General features: G+C 59.3%; 18 protein-coding genes. 6 read left to right on the top strand and 12 right to left on the bottom strand.

Annotation, left to right across the window (positions count from 1 at the left end):
* Positions 1-2 precede the first annotated feature (2 nt).
* Entirely contained in the window at positions 3-1394 is a 1392-nt protein-coding gene (locus HER32_RS05700; RefSeq protein WP_168681135.1) for a RagB/SusD family nutrient uptake outer membrane protein, read from the top strand.
* Positions 1395-1493: 99 nt separating this feature from the next.
* On the opposite strand, the gene HER32_RS05695 is transcribed toward HER32_RS05700, so the two are convergent.
* Positions 1494-1973 carry a hypothetical protein gene (locus tag HER32_RS05695; protein WP_168681133.1) on the bottom strand — a complete coding sequence of 160 codons (480 nt, stop codon included), beginning with the start codon at positions 1971-1973 and terminating at the stop codon, positions 1494-1496.
* Between the two features lie 168 nt (positions 1974-2141).
* Here HER32_RS05695 and HER32_RS05690 point away from each other — a divergent pair, with 168 nt between their 5' ends.
* A complete protein-coding gene (locus HER32_RS05690; RefSeq protein WP_168681131.1) occupies positions 2142-2399 on the top strand; it encodes a hypothetical protein in 258 nt (85 codons plus the stop codon).
* 162 nt (positions 2400-2561) lie between these two features.
* Entirely contained in the window at positions 2562-5129 is a 2568-nt protein-coding gene (locus tag HER32_RS05685; protein WP_232066403.1) for a M14 family zinc carboxypeptidase, read from the top strand.
* Positions 5130-5244: 115 nt separating this feature from the next.
* Here HER32_RS05685 and HER32_RS05680 read toward each other — a convergent pair whose 3' ends face one another.
* The 3 genes from HER32_RS05680 to HER32_RS05670 form a co-directional block, all read right to left on the bottom strand.
* Positions 5245-5577 carry a hypothetical protein gene (locus HER32_RS05680; RefSeq protein WP_168681129.1) on the bottom strand — a complete coding sequence of 111 codons (333 nt, stop codon included), beginning with the start codon at positions 5575-5577 and terminating at the stop codon, positions 5245-5247.
* A 78-nt stretch (positions 5578-5655) separates the two neighbouring features.
* Complete coding sequence (locus HER32_RS05675; protein ID WP_168681128.1) at positions 5656-6879, bottom strand: S-adenosylmethionine:tRNA ribosyltransferase-isomerase; 1224 nt, start codon at positions 6877-6879, stop codon at positions 5656-5658.
* Positions 6880-6907: 28 nt separating this feature from the next.
* Complete coding sequence (locus tag HER32_RS05670; RefSeq protein WP_168681126.1) at positions 6908-7678, bottom strand: class I SAM-dependent methyltransferase; 771 nt, start codon at positions 7676-7678, stop codon at positions 6908-6910.
* Between the two features lie 476 nt (positions 7679-8154).
* Here HER32_RS05670 and HER32_RS20150 point away from each other — a divergent pair, with 476 nt between their 5' ends.
* A complete protein-coding gene (locus tag HER32_RS20150; protein ID WP_197748877.1) occupies positions 8155-8727 on the top strand; it encodes a hypothetical protein in 573 nt (190 codons plus the stop codon).
* 268 nt (positions 8728-8995) lie between these two features.
* Here the strand turns inward: HER32_RS20150 and HER32_RS05660 are convergent, their stop codons facing one another.
* The 8 genes from HER32_RS05660 to rpsF all read right to left on the bottom strand — a co-directional run bounded on the left by HER32_RS05660 (position 8996) and on the right by rpsF (position 18751).
* Positions 8996-9286: a DUF2752 domain-containing protein gene (locus tag HER32_RS05660; protein WP_149071339.1), complete on the bottom strand. Its 291-nt coding sequence runs from the start codon at positions 9284-9286 to the stop codon at positions 8996-8998.
* Between the two features lie 19 nt (positions 9287-9305).
* Positions 9306-9878 carry a TM2 domain-containing protein gene (locus tag HER32_RS20145; protein ID WP_197748876.1) on the bottom strand — a complete coding sequence of 191 codons (573 nt, stop codon included), beginning with the start codon at positions 9876-9878 and terminating at the stop codon, positions 9306-9308.
* A 303-nt stretch (positions 9879-10181) separates the two neighbouring features.
* Positions 10182-12725: a primosomal protein N' gene (gene priA, locus HER32_RS05650; RefSeq protein ID WP_168681124.1), complete on the bottom strand. Its 2544-nt coding sequence runs from the start codon at positions 12723-12725 to the stop codon at positions 10182-10184.
* 90 nt (positions 12726-12815) lie between these two features.
* The gene (locus HER32_RS05645; protein WP_168681122.1) at positions 12816-14849 is read right to left on the bottom strand and encodes a thioredoxin domain-containing protein; all 2034 of its coding nucleotides are present in this window, start codon (positions 14847-14849) and stop codon (positions 12816-12818) included.
* A gap of 73 nt (positions 14850-14922) precedes the next feature.
* Positions 14923-17307, bottom strand: a complete 2385-nt coding sequence (locus HER32_RS05640) for a GSCFA domain-containing protein (protein ID WP_168681120.1) — start codon at positions 17305-17307, stop codon at positions 14923-14925.
* A 258-nt stretch (positions 17308-17565) separates the two neighbouring features.
* Positions 17566-18009: a 50S ribosomal protein L9 gene (rplI, locus tag HER32_RS05635; protein WP_149071343.1), complete on the bottom strand. Its 444-nt coding sequence runs from the start codon at positions 18007-18009 to the stop codon at positions 17566-17568.
* A gap of 108 nt (positions 18010-18117) precedes the next feature.
* Entirely contained in the window at positions 18118-18369 is a 252-nt protein-coding gene (gene rpsR, locus HER32_RS05630; RefSeq protein ID WP_149071344.1) for a 30S ribosomal protein S18, read from the bottom strand.
* Positions 18370-18373: 4 nt separating this feature from the next.
* Entirely contained in the window at positions 18374-18751 is a 378-nt protein-coding gene (rpsF, locus tag HER32_RS05625) for a 30S ribosomal protein S6 (protein ID WP_149071345.1), read from the bottom strand.
* 381 nt (positions 18752-19132) lie between these two features.
* Here rpsF and HER32_RS05620 point away from each other — a divergent pair, with 381 nt between their 5' ends.
* A complete protein-coding gene (locus HER32_RS05620) occupies positions 19133-20470 on the top strand; it encodes a cytochrome c3 family protein (RefSeq protein ID WP_168681118.1) in 1338 nt (445 codons plus the stop codon).
* A gap of 147 nt (positions 20471-20617) precedes the next feature.
* Positions 20618-23644, top strand: a complete 3027-nt coding sequence (locus HER32_RS05615) for a TAT-variant-translocated molybdopterin oxidoreductase (protein WP_168681116.1) — start codon at positions 20618-20620, stop codon at positions 23642-23644.
* The last annotated feature ends 37 nt before the right edge of the window (positions 23645-23681 follow it).

Below are 23681 nucleotides of genomic sequence, written 5' to 3'. Positions count from 1 at the left end.
ACATGAAAAAATATACATTTCGCGCCGCTACGGTGGCGCTACTGTTGGCTGCAGGACTGCTGAGCACCTCCTGCGAAAAGCAGTTGGATATTCAGCCCCAGCAGTCGATTGACGCGGGTTTGGCGCTCGGTACACCCGAGGGCATTGGCACGGCAGTGGTTGGCGCTTATTCTCGCCTCTATACGCCCGGGCTCTACGGTACCAACCTAGTGCTCATTCCAGACCTGCTAGCCGCGGAAGGCTACGTAGGCTGGCAAGGCACCTTCCAAAGCTACCGTGAGCTAGCCTTGGCTGACATTGAGAATTTCAACACCGACGCATTGCGTACTTGGCGCGAGGCTTACCGGCTCATCAACATCAACAACCTGATTCTGGGCGGTCTGGGCACCATCACCGATGCCGACACCCGCGCCCAGTATGAGGGCGAGATGCGCCTGATGCGCGGTTTGCTGTACTTTGAGCTAGTGCGCCTCTACGGGCAACCCGACATCACCAGCCCACTGGGCGTGCCGCTGCAATTGAAGGGTATCAACTCCTTGGATGAAGCCTCGGCGAAAGTAGGCCGCAACTCCGTGCAGGAAGTATACACGCAGATTCTGGCCGATATGGAGGCTGCGGAAGACTTGCTGCCTGAAAGCAACGCAGAGGGTCGCTTTGATAAGTATGACGCCAAAGCCCTCTTGGCGCGGGTACATCTGCAGCTAGGTCAGTATGCTGAAGCTGGTGCCTTGGCCGACGAAGTCATTGCCAGCAGTGGTGCTTCCCTAAACCCCTCAGTGCTTGATATCTTCACTAGCAAGGGCTCGGCTGAGGCCCTGTTTGAGGTGCAGCAAAACGACCAAAACAACGCTGGAGCTACCAACGACGGTCTGGCTACGTTCTATTCCGGTAAAACCACGGGCTTCCGCGGCCGCGCCGACGTGAATGTGTCCTCGGTATTCGTTGCCCAGTACGAAACCAGCGACATGCGTGGTATTTCCGGGGAGAACATCGGGGAAAGCCTGCTCTACGTTGGTGACGCTGTGCGCGCCGGCCGCCGTTCCTTTAAATGGAACGACCCAGGACAGAATATCCCGATTATCCGTCTGGCCGAAATGTACCTGATTCGGGCCGAGGCCAATATTCGGGCTAACAATGAGCCAGCTGCCCGCGAGGATATCAACCTGATCCGGGAGCGGGCCGGGGCTTCTACTCTGGGTACGGTAACGCTAGCGGATGTTCTCCGTGAGCGGGAACTGGAGCTGGCCTTCGAAGGCTTCCGAATCCACGACTTTCGCCGTACGGGCCGTACCCTGGGCGGCAACCCGTCTACGGCTCCAAACCGGGTGCTGCCTATCCCGGATTACGAAATCCAGCTGGGCAATGCGCTGCCGCAAAACCCGGGCTACAACTAAGCCGTCTTGCCAACAAGGCGCAAAAAAGCCGCTCCAGTTTTGGGGCGGCTTTTTTCATGTCCCGTAAATTAGGAATTAGCGGGGCAAGAAAAACCAGGATCAGGCTTCGTCCTCTTCTTCGTCGTAATGGCTAAAATCGAGTTGGGGCAGGAGCACCAGGGCATCAAACAGCACATCGTCCATGGCTTCGCGGGAGTCGGCGTCCAGGGTGCGCTCAAACAGCTGCAGCACCTGTTCGCCCTCGTCGTTCACGTAGAGGTTGGTGTAGAGTTGCTCGAAGGCTTGGGCGTCGCGGTGAATGGTTTTGTCGATTTCGCTGATGGAGCCAGCCTGGGCGGCGCGGTGCAGCACGGCCAGCACCCGGCGGCTTTCTTCGTGGTCGCCCAGGTCGGCCAGCAGCTTGATGAGGGCCATGGCCACTACCAGCCGCACCCGCTCGAAGCGAAACGCCAGCTCCGGCTTCGATGCCTTTTCCAGGGCCGCGTAGGCCTGGTGCTCGGTAGGGGTGAGGTATTGCGCGGCCTCAGCCGGAAGGGGAAAGGCCTCACGCAAAAGTTTTTCGAAGGCAGGAGCACTCATAAGCAGGATTCTTGAAGCGAAACAAGGCAAAAACACGCGCAAGGCAGCATAATCTGCCTGCGTAGTGTAACCTCGGGCTGCAAAGGTACGATTGAAGATACTGCCAGCGAGGCCGGACTGATTTCAGGCCGCTCTACTGGTTTTGTCTCACGTAAGTAGTTTGCCGCAATGACGCACAAAACGAAATGGCTGACGTTTGCGCCAGCCGGGTTGATGGTAATTGGTTTAGGTACTTGCCTGGTGCAGTGGGCCAGTAACCTGAAGGAACAACAAGCGCCCACCGCCACCTGGGTGGGGGCCGGCACGCTGGCTCTGGGCGTACTGAATGCGGGCGTGAGCCTGTTTGGGCGGGGCGTAGCCGAAAGTGTACTCTATCAGGTGCGCGAAAAAGCCCCGGCCGCACTGCCGGCCGACACAAAAAGCTGACCTTTTTGTCTACTACGCCCGGAAAGCAATTAAATAGGACAGGATTCCGCCTAATTTCCGGGCGTAGTGGGCAAAAATTACGGGGCTACTGCTACTTTAGGCTTTCTTTGGCTTCGTAAGCTTTTCGCCCATGCAGCCGTCGGGCTGCGTCAACTTTTTTCCGTGTCCCATTCTTATTTCCGTACCCTCCGGGGCTGGCTATGTTTGCTGCTGTTGGCAGCGGCTACCCACGTCAGCGCCCAATCAGCCCCCGCCAATGCCCTGCTCACGCCCGAGCAATTTCTGGGTTACTCCCTGGGCAGCCGTTTCACCCCCCACGCCGAGCTGCTTCGCTACGTCGACCACGTGGTGCAGCACTCCGGGGGGCGCATGAAGGTCCAGCCCTACGGCGAGACGTATGAGCACCGCCCTTTGGAAGTAGTGCAGATAGCCTCTCCGGATAACCTGAGCCGGCTCGATGCCATCCGGCAGAACAACCTGCGCTTGGCCGGGCTCCAGTCCGGCGCTATCCAGCGCCAGCAGCCCGGCATTGTGTGGCTAAGCTACAACGTGCACGGCAACGAATCGGTGTCGTCGGAGGCGGTGATGCAGGTGCTCTACGACCTGGCCAACCCCCAGAACCAGCAAACCCAGCAGTGGCTGCAAAACACCGTGGTCATGGTGGACCCCTGCGTGAACCCCGATGGGCGCGAGCGGTACGTGCAGTGGTACAACCGCGTGAGCAACCGCCAAGCCAATGCCTCGCCCTACGCCTGGGAACACCATGAGCCCTGGCCCGGTGGCCGCTACAACCACTACTACTTCGACCTGAACCGCGACTGGGCCTGGCAGACGCAGCAGGAAAGCCGCCAGCGCCTCACGCTCTACAACCAGTGGCTGCCCCAGGTACACGCCGATTTCCACGAAATGGGCCCCGATGCCCCGTACTACTTCTCGCCCGCGGCTAAGCCCTTCCACGCCGACGTGACGCCCTGGCAGCGCACCATGCAGAATGTCATCGGCGACTACAACCGCAAGGTGTTCGACCAGAATAACTGGCTGTACTTCACCCGCGAAACCTTCGACCTGTTTTACCCCAGCTATGGCGACACGTACCCGACCTTCAACGGCGCCATTGGGATGACCTATGAGCAGGGTGGCTCGGGCCGGGCGGGCCTCAGCTTCGCCAAGTCCGATGGCGACACGCTCACGCTCACCCAGCGCATTTCGCACCACCACGCTACCAGCCTGGCCACCATCCAGGCCACGTCGGAAAAGCATGACGACCTGCTCAAGGAGTTCCAGCAATTCTTTGAGCGGGGCCGTACCAAGCCCCAGGGCGAGTACAAGTCGTTTGTGGTAGCCGGCTCCGGCGACCCAGGTCAGCTGAAAGCGCTGACCCAGTACCTCGATCGGCAGCAGATTCGCTACGGCTACGCCCCCAAGCGGCTGAAAACGCGCGGCTTCAACTACCTGAGCGGCAAAACGGAAAACGTGCAGGTAGAAGCCCGTGACGTAGTGGTAAGCATGTACCAGCCCAAATCGACGCTGGTAAAGGTGCTGTTTGAGCCCAAGCCCGCTCTGGAAGACTCACTCACGTACGATATCACGGCCTGGGCCCTGCCTTACGCCTTCGGCTTGAAGGCCTACGCCGTGGCTCAGCGCCTCGACAACTCGGGCTCAGCCCCCACGACCACGACCGTAAAAGGTACTGCCGCTACTGGTACCCCCTACGCCTACGTAGCCCGTTGGAACAACCTGCAGGATGTACGCTTCCTGAGCCGCCTGCTGCAGCAGAAAGTGAAAGTGCGGGTCGCTCAGCGACCTTTTGAAGCCGCGGGGCAGCAGTACCAGTCGGGTACCCTCGTCATCACGCGCAGCGGCAACGAAGGCCTCGGCAAGCGTTTCGATCAGCTCGTGCAGGCCCAGGCCGATTCTTCCGGGGTAGTGGTGCAGGCCGTAACCTCGGGCTTTGCCACCAGCGGTGCCGACTTAGGCTCCGGCTACGTGCGGTTCGTGAACATGCCCAAAGTAGCAGTATTGGCTGGGGAGGGTGTGTCGCCCACCGCTTTTGGCGAGGTGTGGCACTTCTTCGAGCAGCAGATTGGCTACCCCATCACCGTGCTGGGCACCGATTACCTGAATTCTGTGCCCCTGTCCAAGTTCGATGTGCTGATTATGCCCGACGGCTACTACGCCGATGCCTTCTCCGACCGGCAGCTGGACAACCTGAAAAGCTGGGTGCGCAGCGGCGGAAAAGTTATTGCCTTGGAAGGGGGAGCGGCCTTCTTCGCCGGCAAAAAGGACTTTGCCCTCAAAACCAAGCCCGCCGACAGCACGGCTGCTGGCCGCAAAAACGACCCCTACCGCGCCCTGCGCCGCTATGCTGATGCCGAGCGGGACCAGATTCAGGAGCTGGTACAAGGCAGCGTGTACCAGGTACAGCTGGACAACACCCACCCCTTAGCATTCGGCTACGGCCCCAGCTACTACGCTCTCATCCGGGATACGCTTAACTACCGCTTCCTGGGCGAAGGCGCTTGGAACGTAGGCGTGCTGAAGAAGAACAACTACGCCGCCGGTTTCGCCGGTAACCGCGCCCGGCGCAAGCTCAACGACACAGTGGTGCTGGGTGCCCAGGATTTGGGCCGGGGCCAGGTAGTATACTTCGGCGACAACCCCCTGTTCCGGGCTTTCTGGCAAGGCGGGAAACTGCTCTTCGGCAATGCCGTGTTCTTCGTAGGGCAGTAGGTTTGAGGGGTTAGGATCTTAGTAGTAAGTCATCAAAAGCAGAACGCCCCGCTGATACAAATCAGCGGGGCGTTTTTGCAACCCTAGTGCGGAAAAACTATATACGCTAAGCTCTCTAGTCAACCACGTCTTTGGCGGTGTTTTTTACAGCTTTGCCAGCCTTTTTAAGGCCTTTGCCGGTTTTTTGAGCCCCTTTTTTAGCTACCCGGCCCGTTTTCCGGCCGGCCTGCTTCACGTCCTGGCCGGTGTTGTAAGCCTTCTGGCCAGCCTTGGTCCGGCCCGTGCGGCTTTCTGATTCCACTTTTACTGTGCCGTTGCTCCGCACATCTACCTCAGTCGACGATTGGGCACCCGTAGCTGGATTCTGGGTTTGGGTTTTGATTTCCTCCTGAGCGAAGGCAGAGCCGGAAAACGCTGCAAAGGCCAGCAGCAATACTATCCTTTTCATGAGAAAGGTCTAATGGAGATGAATGGCCCTCTATACGCTCCATTCCCAAATTGGATAGCCAAACCAGCTAAATAGACCTTAGGGAAGCAGTAAGGAACTGTCGCCGTAGCTCAGAAACCGGTAGTCGTGCGCCAGTGCGTGGTCGTACACGTCGCGCCAGCGCGGACCAATCAAAGCGGCTACCAGGAGAAGTAATGTGCTTTCCGGCTGATGAAAGTTGGTGATGAGCCCATTGGCTACCCGGAAGTGGTAACCGGGAGCAATGAGCAGCTGGGTGGTAGCGTGCAGGATATCGGCTCCGGTAGCCTGCAGGTGCTGCAAAAGGGCTTCGAGAGCTTCGGTGGTAGACGGGGCAGTAGTCTGCTCGTAGGGTTGCCATTGGCTCACGTGCCACGAGGGCGTCGTCGGGTCCTGCAGCAGGGCAGCTCCCAGCCAGTACAGGCTTTCCAGGGTTCTGAGGCTGGTAGTGCCCACGGCCAGCACGGGCCGGGGCAGGTGCGCCAGCAGCTGCCGCAGCAAGGTCGCCGATACGCTGATGGGCTCCCCGTGCATGGCATGATCCGCCATGTGCCCGGCCTTCACCGGCTGGAAGGTGCCCGCGCCTACGTGCAGCGTGACGCGCCCCGAGGCAATGCCCCGGTCAGTTAACTCGGCCAGCACCTCATCGGAGAAGTGTAGGCCGGCGGTGGGCGCTGCTACGGCGCCTTCCTGGGCGGCGTACACCGTCTGGTAGCGTACAGCATCCACGGCTGTATCGGTGCGGTTGAGGTAGGGGGGCAGGGGCAGGTGCCCGGCCGCGCGCAGTACTTCGGCAAAAGGTAGGCTAGCCGGCTCCCAGCTAAAGTGTACCAACGAGTAGCCATCGGCTACCTCGCCGCGCTGCGCCGTGAGGGTGGCCGGCTGGTTGTCGGCCGTAGTGAAAGAGAGGGTGACGGGGCCGGATTTCCACCGCTTGCCGTTACCAACCAGACATTTCCACACGCAGGCGCCGGTTTGCTGCATAGCCGGCTCAATGGCCCGATGGGGAGCTACCGGCTCCAGGCAAAAAAGCTCCACCAGGCCACCCGTGGGCTTTTGGGCAAAGAGCCGGGCGCGTACCACTTTGGTGTCGTTGAAGATAAGCAGCGCATCGGAGGGCAGCTCCTGGGGAAGCTGGCGGAATACCTGGTCGGTAATGGTGCCCTGGCGGTAAACCAGGAGTCGGGACTGGTCGCGCTGGGGCAGGGGCTCGGGCGCAATGCGCTCGGCCGGCAGATGATACGTGAAGTCTTGGATGGAAAGTTGGCGCGGGTCGGTGTTCATACCCCGCAAAGGTAAGGCAGGCGCTGGCCTACTTCTTCCGGAAAATAAGCAGGTGCTGTTGCGGCAGCGACTGGATATTTTCAACGTACTCCAAGCCGATGGCTTCCAGCTCCCGGCGGGCCTGGGCCACGCTCATCTTATGAATGCGCTTAATGGCGACGTTGGGGTCCTCAGCGCGATACTCTACCAAGGCTATGCGCCCGCCTGGTCGGAGCGCAGCTTGTACTGCCTGCATGATTTCCCGGGGGTGGTCGAACTCGTGGTAGGCATCCACAATCAGCACCAAGTCTACGCTATTGGCCGGCAGATTCGGGTTCTGCACCGTGCCCAGAATTGGCTGCACGTTTGTTGCCTTCCGGCGGGCTTTGGTCTCCTTCAATACCGCCACCATTTCGGGCTGAATATCCACGGCCAGTACCTTGCCCCGCGGCACGAGCGGGCTGATGCGAAATGTGAAGTAGCCGGTGCCGGCGCCCAGATCGGCCACTACATCAGTGGATTTGAGGCGCAGCTCCCGCAGCAGGATATCGGTGCCTTCTTCCTTGTCCCGGTCGGTTCTCTCCAGCCAGCCGGCTCCATCATGGCCCATTACGTGCGCAATCTGACGGCCCTGAAAATATTTGCCGATGCCATTGGGGTCCTGAGCCGGGCGCAGCTCGTAGCCGAGGCTGTCCGGCAGCCCGGCCCGGCTGGCCGTGGTGCGGGTTTCCAGGACGGGCTGGGTGCAGGAAAAGAGAAAAGAGAAGGCCAGCGCGCAAAAAACCGGGCTGACAGAAATGGGAAATGAAGTTCGCTGCATGCTGGGGAAACAAAGCTGCTTTAGCAACGCGCAACTGGCCGGAAGCGTTCGAACGAAGCTGGGCTGTGGGCTGGCGCGAAGCACTGGAGCCGAAAGAACGGCCGGAAAGCGGCGGGTAGTATGCAAATTAAGGGGAAGGCCATTGCCGACATTAGACCCTTACGATTTCCATAGGTACAGAAATTACCGGGCTTGTGGCTGCGTTGCTTTTCAGGGCTGACTGTCAGGATCCTATTCACCACCGGCTCCTGCTTACTTAGCTTCACCGTGGGCATAGCTGCGTGTAGGAGTGGGCGGTAAGTGCGGAGTAGGAGAGACCGGGCGGGGGGCTTTCCCGCGTAGCTGGGCTGTTGCAGGAGGAGTTTTATTAGTTATCATTGCAGTAAACATAGCTAGTATGGCTAATTCCCTGCGCGGTTCGGCCTCGTCTATATCAACCCTTACGTTTCTTTTCCTTTAACCATTTTCTTGTTCCTATGAAACAACACCTTCTCTCCTGGAAGCAGAGCCTGCTGGCTCTGACGGTACTTATCTCAGCTGGCCTGAGCAGCTGTAACCGCGCTGAGTACGCCATGCTGCCCAAAACGTCGTCGTACCACGGCACGGAGCGGGTAGCCGTTACGAAGCCCGCCGCTACCCCGGCTTCGGCCGTGGCAGAAGCTCCGGTAGCCACTGCTCCCGCTGCCGAAGTAGCCGCTGTGGCCCCGGCTGCTAAAACTGCTCCCGCCGTTGCTGCTCCCGCTGCTGCCAAGAAAGCCACCGCGTCTACTTCCGCCAAGCCTTCCTTGATGCAGAAAATGCTGGTGAAGAAAGCCCTGAAGAACGCCGACAAAGTAGCTTCGAAAGTCTTCACGAAGAAGCACAGCGACGTTTCCGAATCCAACAAGCTGCAGGGCAAGCTGCGCCAGGGCGTGATTCTGCTCGTCCTGGGTTTGGTGGTTCAGATCCTCGGCAGTGCTATCGGCTCCGGCATCATCGTGCTGCTGGGCGGTATTCTGGCCCTGATTGGTCTGATCCTGATCGTACTTTACCTGCTCGACGAAATATAGAGCGGCCTGCTTTACCAGAAAACCCCGGTTACCACATAGGTAGCCGGGGTTTTTTGCATTCATCGGGGCACTTCGGCGAGTGACCGTAAACCAGGCCCCACCGGCCATATGAGCTGCGCAACGAACCTTCTTGGGCGCATTGGAACCTTGCACCGCGATAATGGGAACCGGCGTCCTGACTTTAGCCCAGGCATAGTAAGTATTACACGAAAAAGCCCCGCCTGCACTGCAGGTGGGGCTTTGTGGTAAAACGGTTTCGGCGGCTTGATTACTCTTCGGACCGCGGGGGCGGAACCCAGCCCAGCCGCTGCATATTCACCCACACTTCCTGGCCCCATAGCCAGGCCAGCAGTGGCAGCACTATTACCACTAACCGGTTGTAGTGCCAAGCTTGCTGCCAGTTAAGGTGCAGGGCGTGCATGCAGGCGCGGGTGATACCGCAAGCCGGGCAGGCCTGGTGCAGCAAAAGCTGGCTTAGGCAAACGGACTGACCGTGGTCGAAGAAAGATCCAGGCAGCACCAGCAGCGTAAGCCAGATGATGCCCGAGCCTACAATCATGAGCAGCGCCCGAAGCCGCTTAAAGTTTCTTCGCGTAATCTCCACCTTTCGGCTTCAGGTCACCGGTAATGATGCGAATGAGGTCAATCAGCGCCCAGATGCCACAGCCGCCGAGCGTGAGGAGCTGGGCAATGCCAATGCCGGTATAGCCCAGGTAGAAGCGGTGAATGCCCAAGCCTCCAACCAAGAGAACGAGGATCAGGGCTACCGCCTGGCTTTTGCCTTCGGCCAGCGGCGCGGCGGCGTGGGCTTTCTTGCTGGCCTTGTGCAGCGCTTTGATAGTGGCTTTGGCTTCTTTCACCTCGGCCCGAGTGGGAGCCGCTGTGGTAGCCATAGTAACTTTTTCAGCCTGTACCTGAGCCGAGTACGTACGGGCGGCTTTGCGGGCTACTGCTGGGGCTGCAGCTGCCGGTGCCGTAGACGCTGTGAAGGCCGGAGTAGCTTCCTGGGCTACGTCGGTAGTCTGCACGGTAGCAGCACTGGCCGTGTTGTGCGACGAGGCCGGAGCGCGGAACGTGTAGCTTTCTTTGCTGCACGAGGCCAGGGAAAGCATCAGCAAAGCGGCTGATAGCAGAGAGTTAAAGTTTTTCATAGAATGAGGAAAAGGGAAAAGAAAAAAGAAAATAGGGTACAATGAATATGGCTATTTCGCGCCTACACCAACAATATTAAATCCTTTTTTCTTTTTTTATCGTTTAAGGCATCATTTTTTAATTGTGCTATCATTATCAGGATTATAATTAGTTGATTGATAGTGTATAATGCTCATATAGGATTGCTTTCACCGGTTTTTTGCTGACAACAGACCATACGCAGACCGCCCATTCCGGCTGTTGCCGGAATGGGCGGTCTGCGTATGGTCTGGCTTTCGTGCTGCTACGGGTGCTTCCCTACTCTACATCGGGTCTACGTCGGCCACGAAGCGGGCCTGCTTGTAGTCCTTCTGGTCTTTCACGGCGTTGATGGCGGCCAGAATATCGGCTTTGGCCTGCTTAAGCACGGTATGCTCGCGGCTGAGCTTGATGGTGATTTCCTGCAGGAAGAAGTTGCGAATTCGGAAGATATAAGGGGCCTCGGGGCCTAGCACCGCCTCGCGGCCCAGGCGGTCTACCAGCTCGTTGGTGAGCAGAATAGCGGCCCGCTCGGCCAGATGCTGGTCCATGTGCTTTACCGTGAGCCGGATGATGCGCATAAACGGCGGGTAACCATGCTCGCGCCGCTGCAGAATCTCGTACTCGTAGAACTCCAGGTAGTCGTTGCGGATAACCTTGTCGAAAATTACCTGCTGCGGGTCGCCGGTTTGGATGATGACCTTCCCCTTTTTGCCCTTGCGTCCGGCTCGCCCGCTTACCTGCACAAACATCTGGAAGGCCCGCTCGTGCGCCCGGAAATCCGGATAATGGATAATGGAGTCGGCGTTGATGATGCCCACCAAGCTCACATTGGCAAAGTCCAGGCCCTTGGTGACCATCTGGGTGCCCACCAACACGTTGGTTACCTGCTTTTCAAAGTCGGCAATGATTTGCTGGTAGGAGTTTTTAGCGCGGGTGGTATCCAGGTCCATGCGCTGCACGTTGGCCTCGGGCAGCATGATTTTGAGGTCATCCTCAATTTTTTCGGTGCCGAAGCCCACCGGCTTGAGGTTGCGGGAGCCGCAGGCCGGGCACTCTACGGGTAGCCGGTCGTGGTAGCCGCAGTAGTGGCAGCGCAGCTCGTGGGCGTGCTTGTGGTAGCTGAGGCTCACGGCGCAGTTCTGGCACTTGGGTATCCAGCCGCAGTCGAGACAGTTGATGAAAGGGGAGTAGCCGCGGCGATTCTGAAACAGGATAATCTGCTCCTTAGCGCCCAGCTTCCGCTCCATCTCCAGCATGAGTTCGGGCGTGAAGTGGTTGTGCATCTTCTTCGCTTCCCGGCTCTTGCGCGTATCCACCAGCTCAATTTCCGGCAGCCCGGCCTCCCCGAAGCGCTTGGTAAGGGAGACCAGCCCGTAGCGCCCGGTGCGCGTCTGGTAGTACGTCTCCACGGCGGGCGTGGCCGAGCCCAGCAGCGTGCGGGCACCCTGGAAGTTGGCCATCATCAGCGCCACTTCGCGGGCATTGTAGCGCGGAGCCGGGTCGTACTGCTTGTAGCTGCTCTCGTGCTCCTCGTCCACGATAATCAGCGCCAGGTTGTCGAAGGGCAGAAATACCGAGGAGCGGACGCCTACTACTACCTGGAACCGCCCCGACAGCACCCCGTTCCACACTTCCACCCGCTCGTTGTCGGAAAACTTGGAGTGGTACACGCCCAGGCGGGAGCCGAACACGCGCATCAGGCGGGTCACAATCTGGGCGGTGAGGGCAATTTCGGGCAGCAGGTACAGCACCTGCCCGCCCCCGTCCAGCGCCTGCCGGATAAGGTCGATGTAGATTTCGGTTTTGCCGGCGCCCGTTACACCGTGCAGCAGCACAATGTCCTTTTCCTGAAACTGCTGCATCACGTCGTCGCGGGCCGTCGTCTGGGCCTCGCTCAGGGTGAAGTGCATGTTGGCCTCGGCGGCATCATCCAGCGGGAAGCGTGACACAATCACGTCGAACTGCTCGAGAATGCCGTTTTTGATGAGCGTGTTCACCGCTGAGGGCGAAAGGTGCGGGGCAGAAGTCAGGTAAGCTTTTTCAATGCCTTGGTGGTTGAGGTGCTCGTTCTGGTACACGGGCACCTTCTGCAGGTAGCGCATGAGCACATCCAGCTGCTTGGAGCGGGAGGCCAGTTGCGCAAATAAGCCTTCCACCGCCGATTCGGCCACGTAATGATGCGCCAGCCGCACCTTCTTCACCACCTTGGGTGAGTACTTGTCCTGCAAATGCTCGAACAGAAAGACCACGTCCTTCTGCATCAGGGACTTGATGACCTTGTGAAAGGACGTGATGCCCAGGATTTCGCCCACCTCCGTGAAGGTGAGGCTCTTGCCTTCTTCGCCAGTGCTCAGGGCCTCCACAATCTTTTCCTCCTGCTCGCTGAGCGGGTAGGGGTTTTCGTCGCGCACAAAGGCCGGGTGTAGCTGCACCCGGCTCTCAGAACTAAGCTTGAGGGCCGAGGGTAGGGCCGCGTTGATAACTTCGCCCAGGGTGCACAGGTAGTAGTCGGCCATCCAGCGGAAGAGCTTCAGCTGGGGCTGCGTCACCACCGGGGCATCATCGATAAACTCCAGGATGTATTTGGCCTGATACTCTTTAGGCGGATTTTCGTGCACGGCCGCCACAATGCAGCTCAGCGTTTTCTTGGCCCCAAACTGCACAATGACCCGACCGCCTACCACTACCTGGTCGTTCAGCTCGTAGGGCACGCGGTAGGTATACAGCTTGGGCAGCGGCAGCGGCAAAATCACGTCCGCAAACAGCGTGACGCGGTCGGTGGCCGGCTCGGGCTGCGGCTGCACAAAGTCAAACGTGAGGCTCAAAGGAAAATCTGGCTGGAAGCGAAAGGTAAAGATAACACACGAGGCCGCGCCAAGTAGAGGCTCAAGCGGAATTCGTTGGCCGCCGGCCGGCTACAGTTGCTTCAGGGCCTCCGCCACACTATGTACTGGCAGCTGGCAGGTGCTGTTGAAGCACACGTACACTGTTGTCTGCTCCTTGATGGCGGTGCGGTTTTGCAGCAGGGGCAAAGAACTGGGCTCGGTACTACCTGCCAGCACCACGTTGGGTAAGTAGTGTCGGCAAAGCTCTTGGCGGAAAGCCTGCGCCTCGGGGCCTACAATAGCAATTTCGGCGGTGGGCCGGAGAAAGGAAGCGTAAAGGGAGGCCCAGTGCGCAAGGTGCTGGGGCTCCTGCACGACCAGCGTCTGCACCCGGCGCAGCATAGCGGCGGCCAGCTCGGTGTAGCGTGGCTGAGCCAGCAGCAGCCCCAGCCGGTGCAGGTTGTGCGCCATCACCGCGTTGGAGCTGGGCATTACGTTGTCGAACAGCTCTTTGCGGCGGGCAATCAGTGGTTCACTGGCGGCGTCGGTGTAGAAGAACTGCTCCTCGGTGGGGTCAAAGAAGTTGTCCAGGGCATAAGTGGTCAGGACCTCAGCCTCGTGCAGCCAGGCTTCCACGAACGTGGCCTCGTATAAGCTGATATATGCCTGAATCGTCAGAGCATAGTCTTCTAGAAAGCCAGGAACGGTGGCGCGGCCTTCTTTATAGCTTCGCCACAGGGCAGGCCCGTTCCGCAGGTTGGCCTGGATGAACTCGGCATTGCGAAGTGCCAGCGCCAGGAAGGTAGGCTCGGCAAAGGCCCGGTAGGCATCGAGCATCCCTTGCAGCATCAGGGCGTTCCAGCCGGTGAGTACTTTGTCATCCAGGGCCGGGCGGGGCCGCCGTTCCCGATATGCCCGCAGCTTCTGCTGCCAGCTCTGCACCAACTCGGCCACCACGCCGGGGGCCAGCTCGTGTGCTTGGGCAAAGTCGGCATCCGAGAGGTGGCGGTGCAGGATGTTGCGGCCGTGTTCCCAGTTGCCCGCAGCGGTGCATTGGTAGTACGCTGAGGCCAGGGGCTCTTCGTCGCCCAGAGCCGCTACCAGCTCTTCTTTCGTGAAAACGTAGTAACGACCTTCCTCCCCTTCGCTGTCCGCATCCAGCGCCGAGTAAAAACCGCCTTCCGGGCTCATCAGCTCCCTTTCTATAAAGGCTACAGTTGCATACACAACCTCCCGGAATAGCTCCTCGCCGGTTGCCTGGTAGGCTTCGGCGTAGAGACTGACGAGCTGTCCATTGTCGTAGAGCATTTTCTCGAAGTGTGGAGCCAGCCAGGCTTCGTCCACCGAATAGCGCGCAAAGCCCCCGCTTACCTGATCGTAGATGCCGCCCCAGGCCATGTGGCGCAGGGTAAGCAGCACCTGCTCGCGCACGGCGTGGCTCCCACTAAGCTGCTGGGTGCGCAAAAGAAAGCGCCAGATGCTGGGCATCGGAAACTTGGGCGCCCGGTTCAGCCCGCCTTGCTCCCGGTCGAACTTTTCGGCTAGGTTATACACCAGCAATTTGAAGTCTTCGTCCGTAACGCCCTGCGCCGCCACCGGAACGTGGTGTTTCTCCAGGAAGCTTACCTGCAGGGCGCGGGCAAACTGTTCAGCCGAGGCATCCAGCTGCTCCCGGTCGGCGTTTTGATACGCCTGCCCAATGCTGGTCAGCAGCTGCGTCCAGTTGCCCGGAGAAAAGTAGGTGCCTCCGTAGAACGGCTTGGCGGCCGAAGTCAGGAACACGTTCAGCGGCCAACCCCCGGCTAGGCCCATAGCCTGCAGGGCCTCCATGTATACCTGATCTACATCCGGGCGCTCTTCCCGGTCGACTTTAACGCAGATGAAGTACTCGTTCATCAAGGCGGCAATCCGCGGATTCTCGAAAGACTCGCGCTCCATCACGTGGCACCAGTGGCAGGCCGCGTAGCCTATACTCACCAGGATGGGCTTTTGCTCCTCTACTGCCCGCGCCAGGGCCTCCGGGCCCCACGGATACCAGTCTACCGGGTTGTGGGCATGCTGGAGCAGGTAGGGGCTGGTTTCCTGCAGAAGGCGGTTAGAAGGGGAGGATGCGGGCGAAGACATGGGCGAAGGCAAGATGGGAAAGACAAAACCCGGCCGCAGGGGGCCGGGTTTTGTCTTGGGGTGTTTTATCAGGTTACGCTTCCGGCCCGGCGGGCTTGCGGCGAGGCGGGCGAGTGCGCTTGGGCGCCGGAGTTGCAGGAACATCGGCAGGGGCCGGCGCTTCGGGCGCAGGGGCTTGGTCTAGCTGAGCCGCTGGAGCCTTCGCCCGCCGTTTCGGGGCTGGCTTGCTTTCTGGGGCTGGTGCAGCGGCTGCTTCAGGGGCCGGCGTAGCCTTTTTCGGGCGTGGGCGCTTGGGCTTAGGAACCAATGGTGCGGCCGCAGCTGCTGGCTCCACGACCGGGTCGGGCGGTGCTACCGGAGTAGCTTCGGGGACGACTTCTGCGGCCAACACCGGCTGCTTGGCCCGGCTAGGGCGGGGTTTGCGCGTGGCTACGCCGGTTTCGCTCAACGTGCCGGAGGAACCTGTATTGACCGTATCCGGAATTAAAGGCGCCGCAGGTAACACGGCTGGTCGCGCTTCAGCTGAAGCTGCTACTGGGGCCACGGTAGGCGCCGGCAGGCTGGGCATCTGCGGCGCTACCGGCGGAAGTTCCGTTGCAGGAGCCGACGCTTCCGCTGGTACAGTGGTTTCACCTGCTTCTATCGGCGTATTGTCCGCGGCATATAAGGGCTTGAAGCGCGCGGCAGGACGGTGTGGTTTGCGTACTGCGGCGGCTCGCCGTTCGCTGGCCGAGCGGCCGGTGCGGCCTTCCCGACGACTGCCGGCTTCCTCCGATTCAGCTTCTGGCGACGCAGGCTCCGCAGTTGGTTGGTTTTCGGCGCTTGGCGCAAACACGGCCGGCTCCTCAACCGGGGCCGACGTCAGCAGGGGAGAGGTGGGCTCAGTTTGGGGTTGAACGGGTGCCGCAGCTGCTTCTTCCAACCCTGTTACAGCTGCCGAGAGCGTGTCGGGTAGGGCCGGCTTACGGTTTTTCGAACGGCGGGAATTGCGTTTGCGGCGTTCCAGCGCGGTTTGCAGGGGCGCGTCTTCCTGCGCAATAATTACGGTGGGCGGCGCGGGCGGCAATGCCTGAGTAAGCTCGGCGGCGGGCTCGACGGCAACTGGCGCTAGGTCAGCCGGGGCCTCAGCCTCCACGCTTGCCGCGGCCGTAAGGGCTTCGGCGGCCAAGCGGGCGGCGTGCTTTTTCTTGTTGCGCTTGGCTCCACCCCGGCTCCGACGCTTTTTCTTCATCAAGGGCTGCTCCGATTCCAGCACGGCATCTACGGCTTCGGCTAGCGTGTCAACTTGCTCAGCTTCTTCTTCCCCGTCTTCCTCTTCCTGCTCGGAAATTTCCGCCGGTGCAAGCGGCTGGCGGCTGGCTTGGACCCATTCGGGTGCGGCCGGCGTCTTGGCTTCATTGGTTGAGGTTCCCTCCCCAATATCGATGCGCTCCTCGTCGTCTTCGGGCTCTAAGTCTAATTGAATCGGAGCAGGGGGGAGGGGCAGTTCGGCCAGGCGCTGCCGCACAACGGCCAGCTCAGTCTGCACGCTGGCCTGCGCGCTGATGCGCTCCAGCCGTTCGAGGGTTTGCTCCAGAAACTGGCGGTGTTCGGGCGCAGCCGCATACAAAGGCCGGTGTGCCAACGCCTGCCGGATGCTTTCCCATTCTTTTTTGAAGCGACCGAAGGCCTGATCGAAGTAGGTGCGCGTGAACTTCTCCCAGATATAGTCCTCGGCCACCGACGAGGGGTGCAGCATATCCGCCGCGTAGAAGCGGTAGTCGCGCAAGTCGTCCACCAAAAGCTCATATGCCGGGAAATACGACACATCGGGCAGCAGTTCGCTCAGGTAATGGCAGGCCACGCGCAGCACCGACTTGCTCACAGCATTCAGCGGCAAGGTATCCTTAAGATGACGCACGGGGCTCACTGTCAGCACAAAGCGCAGCTTGGGGTTGATGCGACGCAGGTAGGCGTGGGTTTCGGCTACGGCGTTGATAATCTCATCGGGCGTCAGCAGCTCCTTCTCGAACCCCTCGGCGGGCATCTTGTGGCAGTTGCTCACCAACTCCTGCGTTTCCTTTAGCCGGTAGACGAAGGCCGTGCCCAGCGTGAGGACGACCACATCGGCCTGAGCCAGGAAGGCCCCGGCCTCGTGCATTTTTCCTTGGATCTGCTGAAGCAACGCCACCGGGTTGTCGGCACCTACGGAAGCGTGCAGGTCGTAGCTCTGCCAACGGCCCCGGGCTTCCACGAGGTGCTGCTGCCAGTCCATATCCTCGCCTGCGGCGGCACGCAGGAGTTGGCAGGCCGTAATTGGGTTGAACACGGTGCCGAACGGATTCACCAGGGCCCCAACTTTGTAGTCGGTGAGGCGGCGGCCAATAGAGTCGGCAAAGCAGGAGCCTATCGTGAGCACCCGCGCGGAAGGCGGCAGCTGCTGCGGATGGGGTATAAGGGGGAGTTCGGTACGGAACATCAGGGATACATCAACCCGAAAAGCGGTGCGGGCCACCGGCAGCTTGCTCCTTATGCGGCGCCTGCCAAGCGGCGGCACCCACAACCAGCCGAGCAAACGCTACCAGGCCAGGAGAAACTACAGTAGATAGAGTGCAAAGGTAACAGGCAGCCACTGAATGCCGCGCTAACCGGTAAGGGTACGTAAACAGCCCGCTAATGGACAAGAAAAAAGCCCGTCTGATTTAACAGACGGGCTTTTTCTAAGCAGAAGCAGTACCTATTCCGATACTACGTTGAAGCGTACTTTGTGCTTCACCTCGCGGTGCAGGTCCAGCGTAGCGGTGTATTCGCCAACAGCCGTAGGCTCCTGGTCGAACGACAGACGCTTGCGGTCTACCTCGATGCCTTTCGCTTTCAGGGCGTCGGCAAGTTGCAGGGTGGTTACCCGGCCGAAGATGCGGCCGCTTTCTCCCACCTTGGCGGGCAGGTCAGTTACTACGTCCCCGATTTTGTCGGCCACGGCTTGGGCATCTGCCTTTACCTTCTCCGCTTTGTGAGCGGCCTGGCGTACGTTTTCGGCTACGATTTTCTTGTTGGTCTTGTCAGCCAGCACAGCCAGACCCTGGGGCAACAGGTAGTTGCGGCCGAAGCCGGCTTTCACCGTCACCAGGTCATTCTTGTAGCCCAGACCCTTTACGTCGTCTTTCAGGATTACTTCCATGTCTTTATTTAGTATTCAGTAGTGAGGAGTAAGTGCTGAGTAAGAACGGAGCGAAGAAACTTCGCATTGGTCTCACTACTCAATACCAACTACTCAATACTAATTTTACTATTTCAGCGAGTCGGTTACGTAGGGCATCAAAGCCAGGTGACGGGCTTTGGCCACGGCCTGAGCTACTTTGCGCTGAAACTTCAGGCTGGTACCGGTGATGCGGCGGGGCAGAATGCGGCCCTGCTCGTTGACGAACTTGAGCAGGAAGTTCGGGTCTTTGTAGTCCACGTACTTAATACCGGCTTTCTTGAAGCGGCAGTACTTCACGCGCTGCTCTTGCTTGTGGATTCTTTCGTTGGCGAGGCTCATATACTTATTGGGCTACGGCTTCCGATTGTTGTTTAGCCTTCTGCTGGTTCATTTCGCCGTTGCGACGGCGCTGGCTGTAAGCCACGGCGTGCTTGTCGAGCACCGTCGTGAGAAAGCGGATAACCCGCTCGTCGCGACGGAAAGCCGTTTCCAGCTTGTCAACGATGTTGCCGGAGCCAGTGAACTCCACGAGAAAGTAATAACCGGTCGATTTCTTCTGAATCGGGTAGGCCAGTTTCTTGAGGCCCCAGTTTTCCTGGTGAATGATGTCGGCGCTATTTTCCTTAAGCACCTGGGTGAACTTCTCGACCGTCTCTTGCACCTGGCTCTCGTTCAGCACGGGAGTCAAAATGAAGACCGTCTCGTAATTTCTTACTTCCATTACGACGGGGTGAAAATGTGATTAAAAAACTGAATGAGGCGGCAAAGATACGCTTTTTCAGTTGGAAAGAACCCGGTAACACAACATTTCTTTTCCAGCTTCGGCCGACTAAGCCAGTGTGAATCAGCTGGCAAACAACGGTAGCTCAACGGTGTTGTTTTCTGGAGGCGCAGCTGAGCGCATAGGCTGGGGGAGCCAGCGCACGGAAGCGGTGGAGTGCAGAACATATATTAAGGAGTTGGAACCGGCCTTTTTAGAAGCATTCTACACAAGTCCGCGAAGGCGAAAATTAGCCTGGGCGGGTTTGTTCTCTGGGTTTCCCGACCTACATTTGTGGCCTTGAAGCACCCCCGCGTTTCTTTTTTCCCGTCAAATTGTGCTATGACTAGCATCCGACTTCGTACCCTTCCGCACTTCTTACTGGCTCTCTTTCTGTCGTTTGCCGCCCTTGACCGTGCCTCGGCACAGGACGTGGGCGCTGCCCCGGACGTGAGCAAGGAAGGAGTAGCGCCCGGCGCTACGGCCGCCGCTGCCCCCGCTGCTGCCGCTGGGGCCACCACCGGCGACGCTGCCGCCATTGCTGCCGGCGACGCCCTTTTCAAAGGCAACTGCGCCCAGTGCCACGCCGTGAACGAGAAAGTGGTGGGCCCGGCTCTACGGGACATTTCCAAGCGCCGTTCCCTGGCCTGGCTGATTCCATGGATCAAGAACTCCAGCAAAGTAGTTGCCAGCGGCGACGAATACGCGGTGAAGATCTTCAACGAGTACCAGAAGCAGCAGATGCCCAGCTTCCAGCTCTCGGATGCTGAAATCACCTCGATTGTTTCTTACCTCGACGCCGAAAGCGCTAAACCCGCTGTAGCAGCCGGAACACCGGTTGGAGCCGCCAAGCCTGGCGAAGGTGGCGAGACGGCAGCCCCCGGCACGGAAGCCGGCGCCGCCAAGTATGTCGACATCCTGCTCATCGTATTAGTAGTAGTGCTGATTGTACTGGTGGTAACGCTCGTTATCATTGCCAACATCATGAAGGACGTGCTGCGGGGCCGCAAGGACCTCGATGGCCGCGACGTGGAAATGCTGGAGCAGCGCACGGACTGGACGCAGCTGTATAAGTCGAAAGTAGTACGCGGTTTGGCCGTGGGCATCTTCGTGCTGGCCGTGTTGTACGAGTCGGTGCAGGGCGTAATGGCCGTGGGTCTGCAGCAGGGCTACCAGCCTACCCAGCCCATTGCCTTCTCGCACAAGCTGCACGCCGGTGAGCACCAGATCAACTGCGCCTACTGCCACACCTCGGTATACAAGAGCAAGTCGGCCAACATCCCTTCAGCTAACATCTGTATGAACTGCCACTCGCAGATCAAAACGGAGTCGCCGGAAATCAAGAAAATCTACCGGGCTATCCAGAAGAACCAGCCCATTCAGTGGGTGCGTATTCACAACCTGCCCGACCTGGCCTACTTCAACCACTCCCAGCACACGCAAGTGGGCGGCCTGGAGTGCCAGACCTGCCACGGCCCCATCCAGAACATGGAGGTAGTATACCAGTACTCGGCCCTGACCATGGGCTGGTGCATCAACTGCCACCGCGAAACGCCTCTGAACACGAAAGGCAACGGTTACTACGACAAGCTGGTGCAACTCCACGACAAGGCGAACGGCGCAGTGCCCTTCACGGTGTCGTCGAATGGTGGCACGGAATGCTCGAAGTGCCACTACTAGGTTAACCAGCCGGAAGCTCACCATTCAACGTGAGCTTCCGGTTATAACCCACTAAGCAAGTCTCTAATACAAGCCTTGAACTTGGGGACGAAACCGGGCACTGCTACGCCAGCCCTTCGTCTTCAAGCCCCTAAGTCCCCTAAACAAATGCAAGAGTCGCCTAAGTACTGGAAGGGAGTTGAGGAACTGGAGAACTCACCGGAGTTCGTGAAGAATGCACTCACGGAGTTTGCGGACTTCCTGCCGATGAAGGAAACCTATGGCTCTTCCGACGCCACGGTTGCCCCGCGCCGCGACTTCCTCAAGCTGATGGGCTTCGGCATTGCCGCCGCCACCCTCGCCAGTTGCGAAACGCCCGTAAAAAAGGCCATTCCTTACCTGAACAAGCCGGAAGAGGTTGACCCAGGTATTGCCAACTTCTACGCCTCTACCTACTTCACGGGGCAGGACTACAACAGCGTGCTGGTGAAAACCCGCGAAGGTCGTCCGATCAAGCTGGAAGGCAACCCGGAGTCGCCCATCACGCGCGGTGGTCTTTCGGCCCGGGCCCAGGCGGCCGTGCTGAGCCTCTACGATGGCGCCCGTCTCCAGCACTTCTCCATTAAAGGCCAGAAGGCTGACAAGGACCGCGTCGATCAGGAAATCCGCTCCAAGCTGGCAGGTGCCGGCCGGATTGCCATTGTGTCGCCGACCATTATCAGCCCCAGCACCAAGAAAGTAATTGCGGAGTTTACTTCGCGCTACCCCGGCACGGAGCACGTGATGTACGACGTGAACTCGGCCTCCAGCCTGCTGCGCGCCAACAACGGCGTACTGCCGGCTTACGACTTCAGCAAAGCCGATGTTATCGTGAGCCTCGCGGCTGATTTCCTGGGTACCTGGATTTCGCCGGTTGAGTTTGCCGCGCAGTACATCAAGAACCGCAAAGTATCGAGCGAGAAGCGCACCATGTCGCGTCACTTCCAGTTCGAAACCGCGCTTTCACTGACCGGCTCCAATGCCGACGTACGCGTGCCGCTGAAGCCATCCGAGCTGGGCGGCGCAGCCCTGGCCCTCTACAACGCCGTAGTAGGCGGCGGTGCTGGTGCTTCGTACAAAAACGAACAGCTAACCAAAGCTGCCAACGAGCTGAAGGCTGCTGGCAGCCGTGGCCTCGTGGTATCGGGTTCCAACGACCCGGCCGTGCAGACGCTGGTAGCCGCCATCAACACCGCGCTGGGTTCAGCCGCCGTTGATGTAGCCGCTCCTTCCTACGTACGCCAGGGCGACGATGCCCGCATGGACCGCTTGGTCAACGACATCATTGCTGGTCGGGTAGGCGCCGTGATTTTCTACCACGCCAACCCGGTCTTCAACCACCCGAAAGGCGCTCAGCTGGCTGCTGCTCTGCCCAAAGTAGGGCTGACCATTTCGCTGAACGACCGTCGCGACGAAACCGGCTCCCTCTGCCAGTACGCCGTGCCCGACCACCACTGGTTGGAATCGTGGAATGACTTTGAGCCCAAGCGCGGCTTCCTGAGCTTGTCGCAGCCTGCTATTTCGCCGCTGTTTGCCACGCGTCAGGCGCAGGATTCACTGCTGACCTGGGCTGGTAACCCACAGTCGTATTACAACTACCTGCGTGGCCAGTGGCAAGGTGTGCTAGGCGGTGACTTCCAGAAAGCCTGGGACAAAGCCGTCCATGACGGTGTAGCTACAGGTACGGCACTGCCCGCCCCGGCCGCACAGATTACCCCGGCCATGAGCGCCGCTGCTGCCGCTTCGGCTATTGCTGCTGCGCCCAAAGGCTCCGGCACTGAGCTGTACATCTACGAGAAGGTAGGCATTGGCAACGGCTCGGAAGCCAATAACCCCTGGCTGCAGGAGCTGCCCGACCCGGTGTCGAAAGCTACCTGGGGCAACTACGTAGCCGTTCCGCGCGCTATGGCCAAAGAAAAAGGCTGGGAGCAGAATGACGTGGTGAAAGTATCGGCCAATGGCAAATCCATTGAGCTGCCCGTCCTGATTCAGCCCGGCCAAGCCAATGGCACCGTGAGCATCGCCCTGGGTTATGGCCGCGAAATGGCCGGCAAAGTAGGTGATAAAGTAGGCGCCAACGTGCTGCCCTTCGCCACGGTACGGGAAGGCGCCGTGGTTTACAGCGCAAACGTAACGCTGGAAAAAACCGGTGCTACGTCGCCCATTGCCCAGACGCAGACGCACCACACCATCATGGACCGCAAGCCGGTGGTGCAGGAAGCGACGCTGAAGCAATACCAGAAAGACCCCAAAGAAGTAACCGAATACGAAAAGCTGGTTACGCCGGAAGGCAAAGTAATGCCCGGCAAAGTGTCGCTGTGGCAGGACTACGAGTACAAGAACCACCACTGGGGCATGGCCATCGACCTAAACTCGTGCATTGGCTGCGGCTCATGCGTGATTGGGTGCCAGGCCGAAAACAACGTGGCCGTAGTAGGCAAGCAGGAGGTTATTAACCGCCGCGAAATGCACTGGATGCGCATTGACCGCTACTACAGCTCCGATGCTCATAAGTCGGACTTCGAAGAAAAAGGCAAGCTGGCTACGTATGCGGCCATGGAAGACCCCTCCGAGAACCCCTCGGTAATCTTCCAGCCCATGATGTGCCAGCACTGCAACCACGCTCCCTGCGAAACGGTGTGCCCGGTACTGGCTACTACCCACAGCACGGAAGGTCTCAACCAGATGACCTACAACCGTTGCGTAGGTACCCGCTATTGCGCCAACAACTGCCCCTACAAGGTGCGTCGCTTCAACTGGTTCTCGTACTACAGCAACGAGAAGTTTGAGAACGTAAACGGCCACATGTTCACCGACCTCGGCCGCATGGTGCTGAATCCGGATGTGACGGTTCGGGCCCGTGGGGTGATGGAGAAGTGCTCGATGTGCGTGCAGCGTATTCAGCTCGGCAAGCTCGAAGCTAAAAAGCAGAAGCGTCGCCCGCAGGATGGTGAAATCGTATCGGCCTGTGCTCAGTCTTGCCCCACGCAAGCCATTGTGTTCGGTGATATGCGCGACCCGGAAACCCGCATTTCGAAGCTGCTACGTCGCGAAGATGGCGAGCGGGCCTTCCACGTGCTGGATGCCATTAACGTGCAGCCCAACATCACGTACCTGACCAAGATTCGTAACACGGAAGAAGTTCGCAACGCGTAATGATGATGGAGCCGAGCAGCTAAATCGTCTTTAGCTG

Origin of the sequence: Hymenobacter sp. BT18, assembly GCF_012273015.1 — a bacterium.
Taxonomy (GTDB): domain Bacteria; phylum Bacteroidota; class Bacteroidia; order Cytophagales; family Hymenobacteraceae; genus Hymenobacter; species Hymenobacter lutimineralis.
Note: the sequence above shows the minus strand (reverse complement) of the source record. Positions and strands in the feature narration are given on the sequence as shown.

Bases quoted from the DNA above. Each gene is read 5' to 3' on its own strand.
- HER32_RS05640 (WP_168681120.1), bottom strand. From the start codon at position 17,307: ATGTTCCGTACCGAACTCCCCCTTATACCCCATCCGCAGCAGCTGCCG.
- HER32_RS05695 (WP_168681133.1), bottom strand. From the start codon at position 1,973: ATGAGTGCTCCTGCCTTCGAAAAACTTTTGCGTGAGGCCTTTCCCCTT.
- HER32_RS05700 (WP_168681135.1), top strand. From the start codon at position 3: ATGAAAAAATATACATTTCGCGCCGCTACGGTGGCGCTACTGTTGGCT.
- rpsF (WP_149071345.1), bottom strand. From the start codon at position 18,751: ATGGAAGTAAGAAATTACGAGACGGTCTTCATTTTGACTCCCGTGCTG.
- HER32_RS05690 (WP_168681131.1), top strand. From the start codon at position 2,142: ATGACGCACAAAACGAAATGGCTGACGTTTGCGCCAGCCGGGTTGATG.
- HER32_RS05670 (WP_168681126.1), bottom strand. From the start codon at position 7,678: ATGCAGCGAACTTCATTTCCCATTTCTGTCAGCCCGGTTTTTTGCGCG.
- HER32_RS05615 (WP_168681116.1), top strand. From the start codon at position 20,618: ATGCAAGAGTCGCCTAAGTACTGGAAGGGAGTTGAGGAACTGGAGAAC.
- HER32_RS05620 (WP_168681118.1), top strand. From the start codon at position 19,133: ATGACTAGCATCCGACTTCGTACCCTTCCGCACTTCTTACTGGCTCTC.
- rpsR (WP_149071344.1), bottom strand. From the start codon at position 18,369: ATGAGCCTCGCCAACGAAAGAATCCACAAGCAAGAGCAGCGCGTGAAG.
- HER32_RS05645 (WP_168681122.1), bottom strand. From the start codon at position 14,849: ATGTCTTCGCCCGCATCCTCCCCTTCTAACCGCCTTCTGCAGGAAACC.
- HER32_RS05680 (WP_168681129.1), bottom strand. From the start codon at position 5,577: ATGAAAAGGATAGTATTGCTGCTGGCCTTTGCAGCGTTTTCCGGCTCT.
- HER32_RS20150 (WP_197748877.1), top strand. From the start codon at position 8,155: ATGAAACAACACCTTCTCTCCTGGAAGCAGAGCCTGCTGGCTCTGACG.
- HER32_RS20145 (WP_197748876.1), bottom strand. From the start codon at position 9,878: ATGAAAAACTTTAACTCTCTGCTATCAGCCGCTTTGCTGATGCTTTCC.
- HER32_RS05675 (WP_168681128.1), bottom strand. From the start codon at position 6,879: ATGAACACCGACCCGCGCCAACTTTCCATCCAAGACTTCACGTATCAT.
- rplI (WP_149071343.1), bottom strand. From the start codon at position 18,009: ATGGAAGTAATCCTGAAAGACGACGTAAAGGGTCTGGGCTACAAGAAT.
- HER32_RS05660 (WP_149071339.1), bottom strand. From the start codon at position 9,286: ATGATTGTAGGCTCGGGCATCATCTGGCTTACGCTGCTGGTGCTGCCT.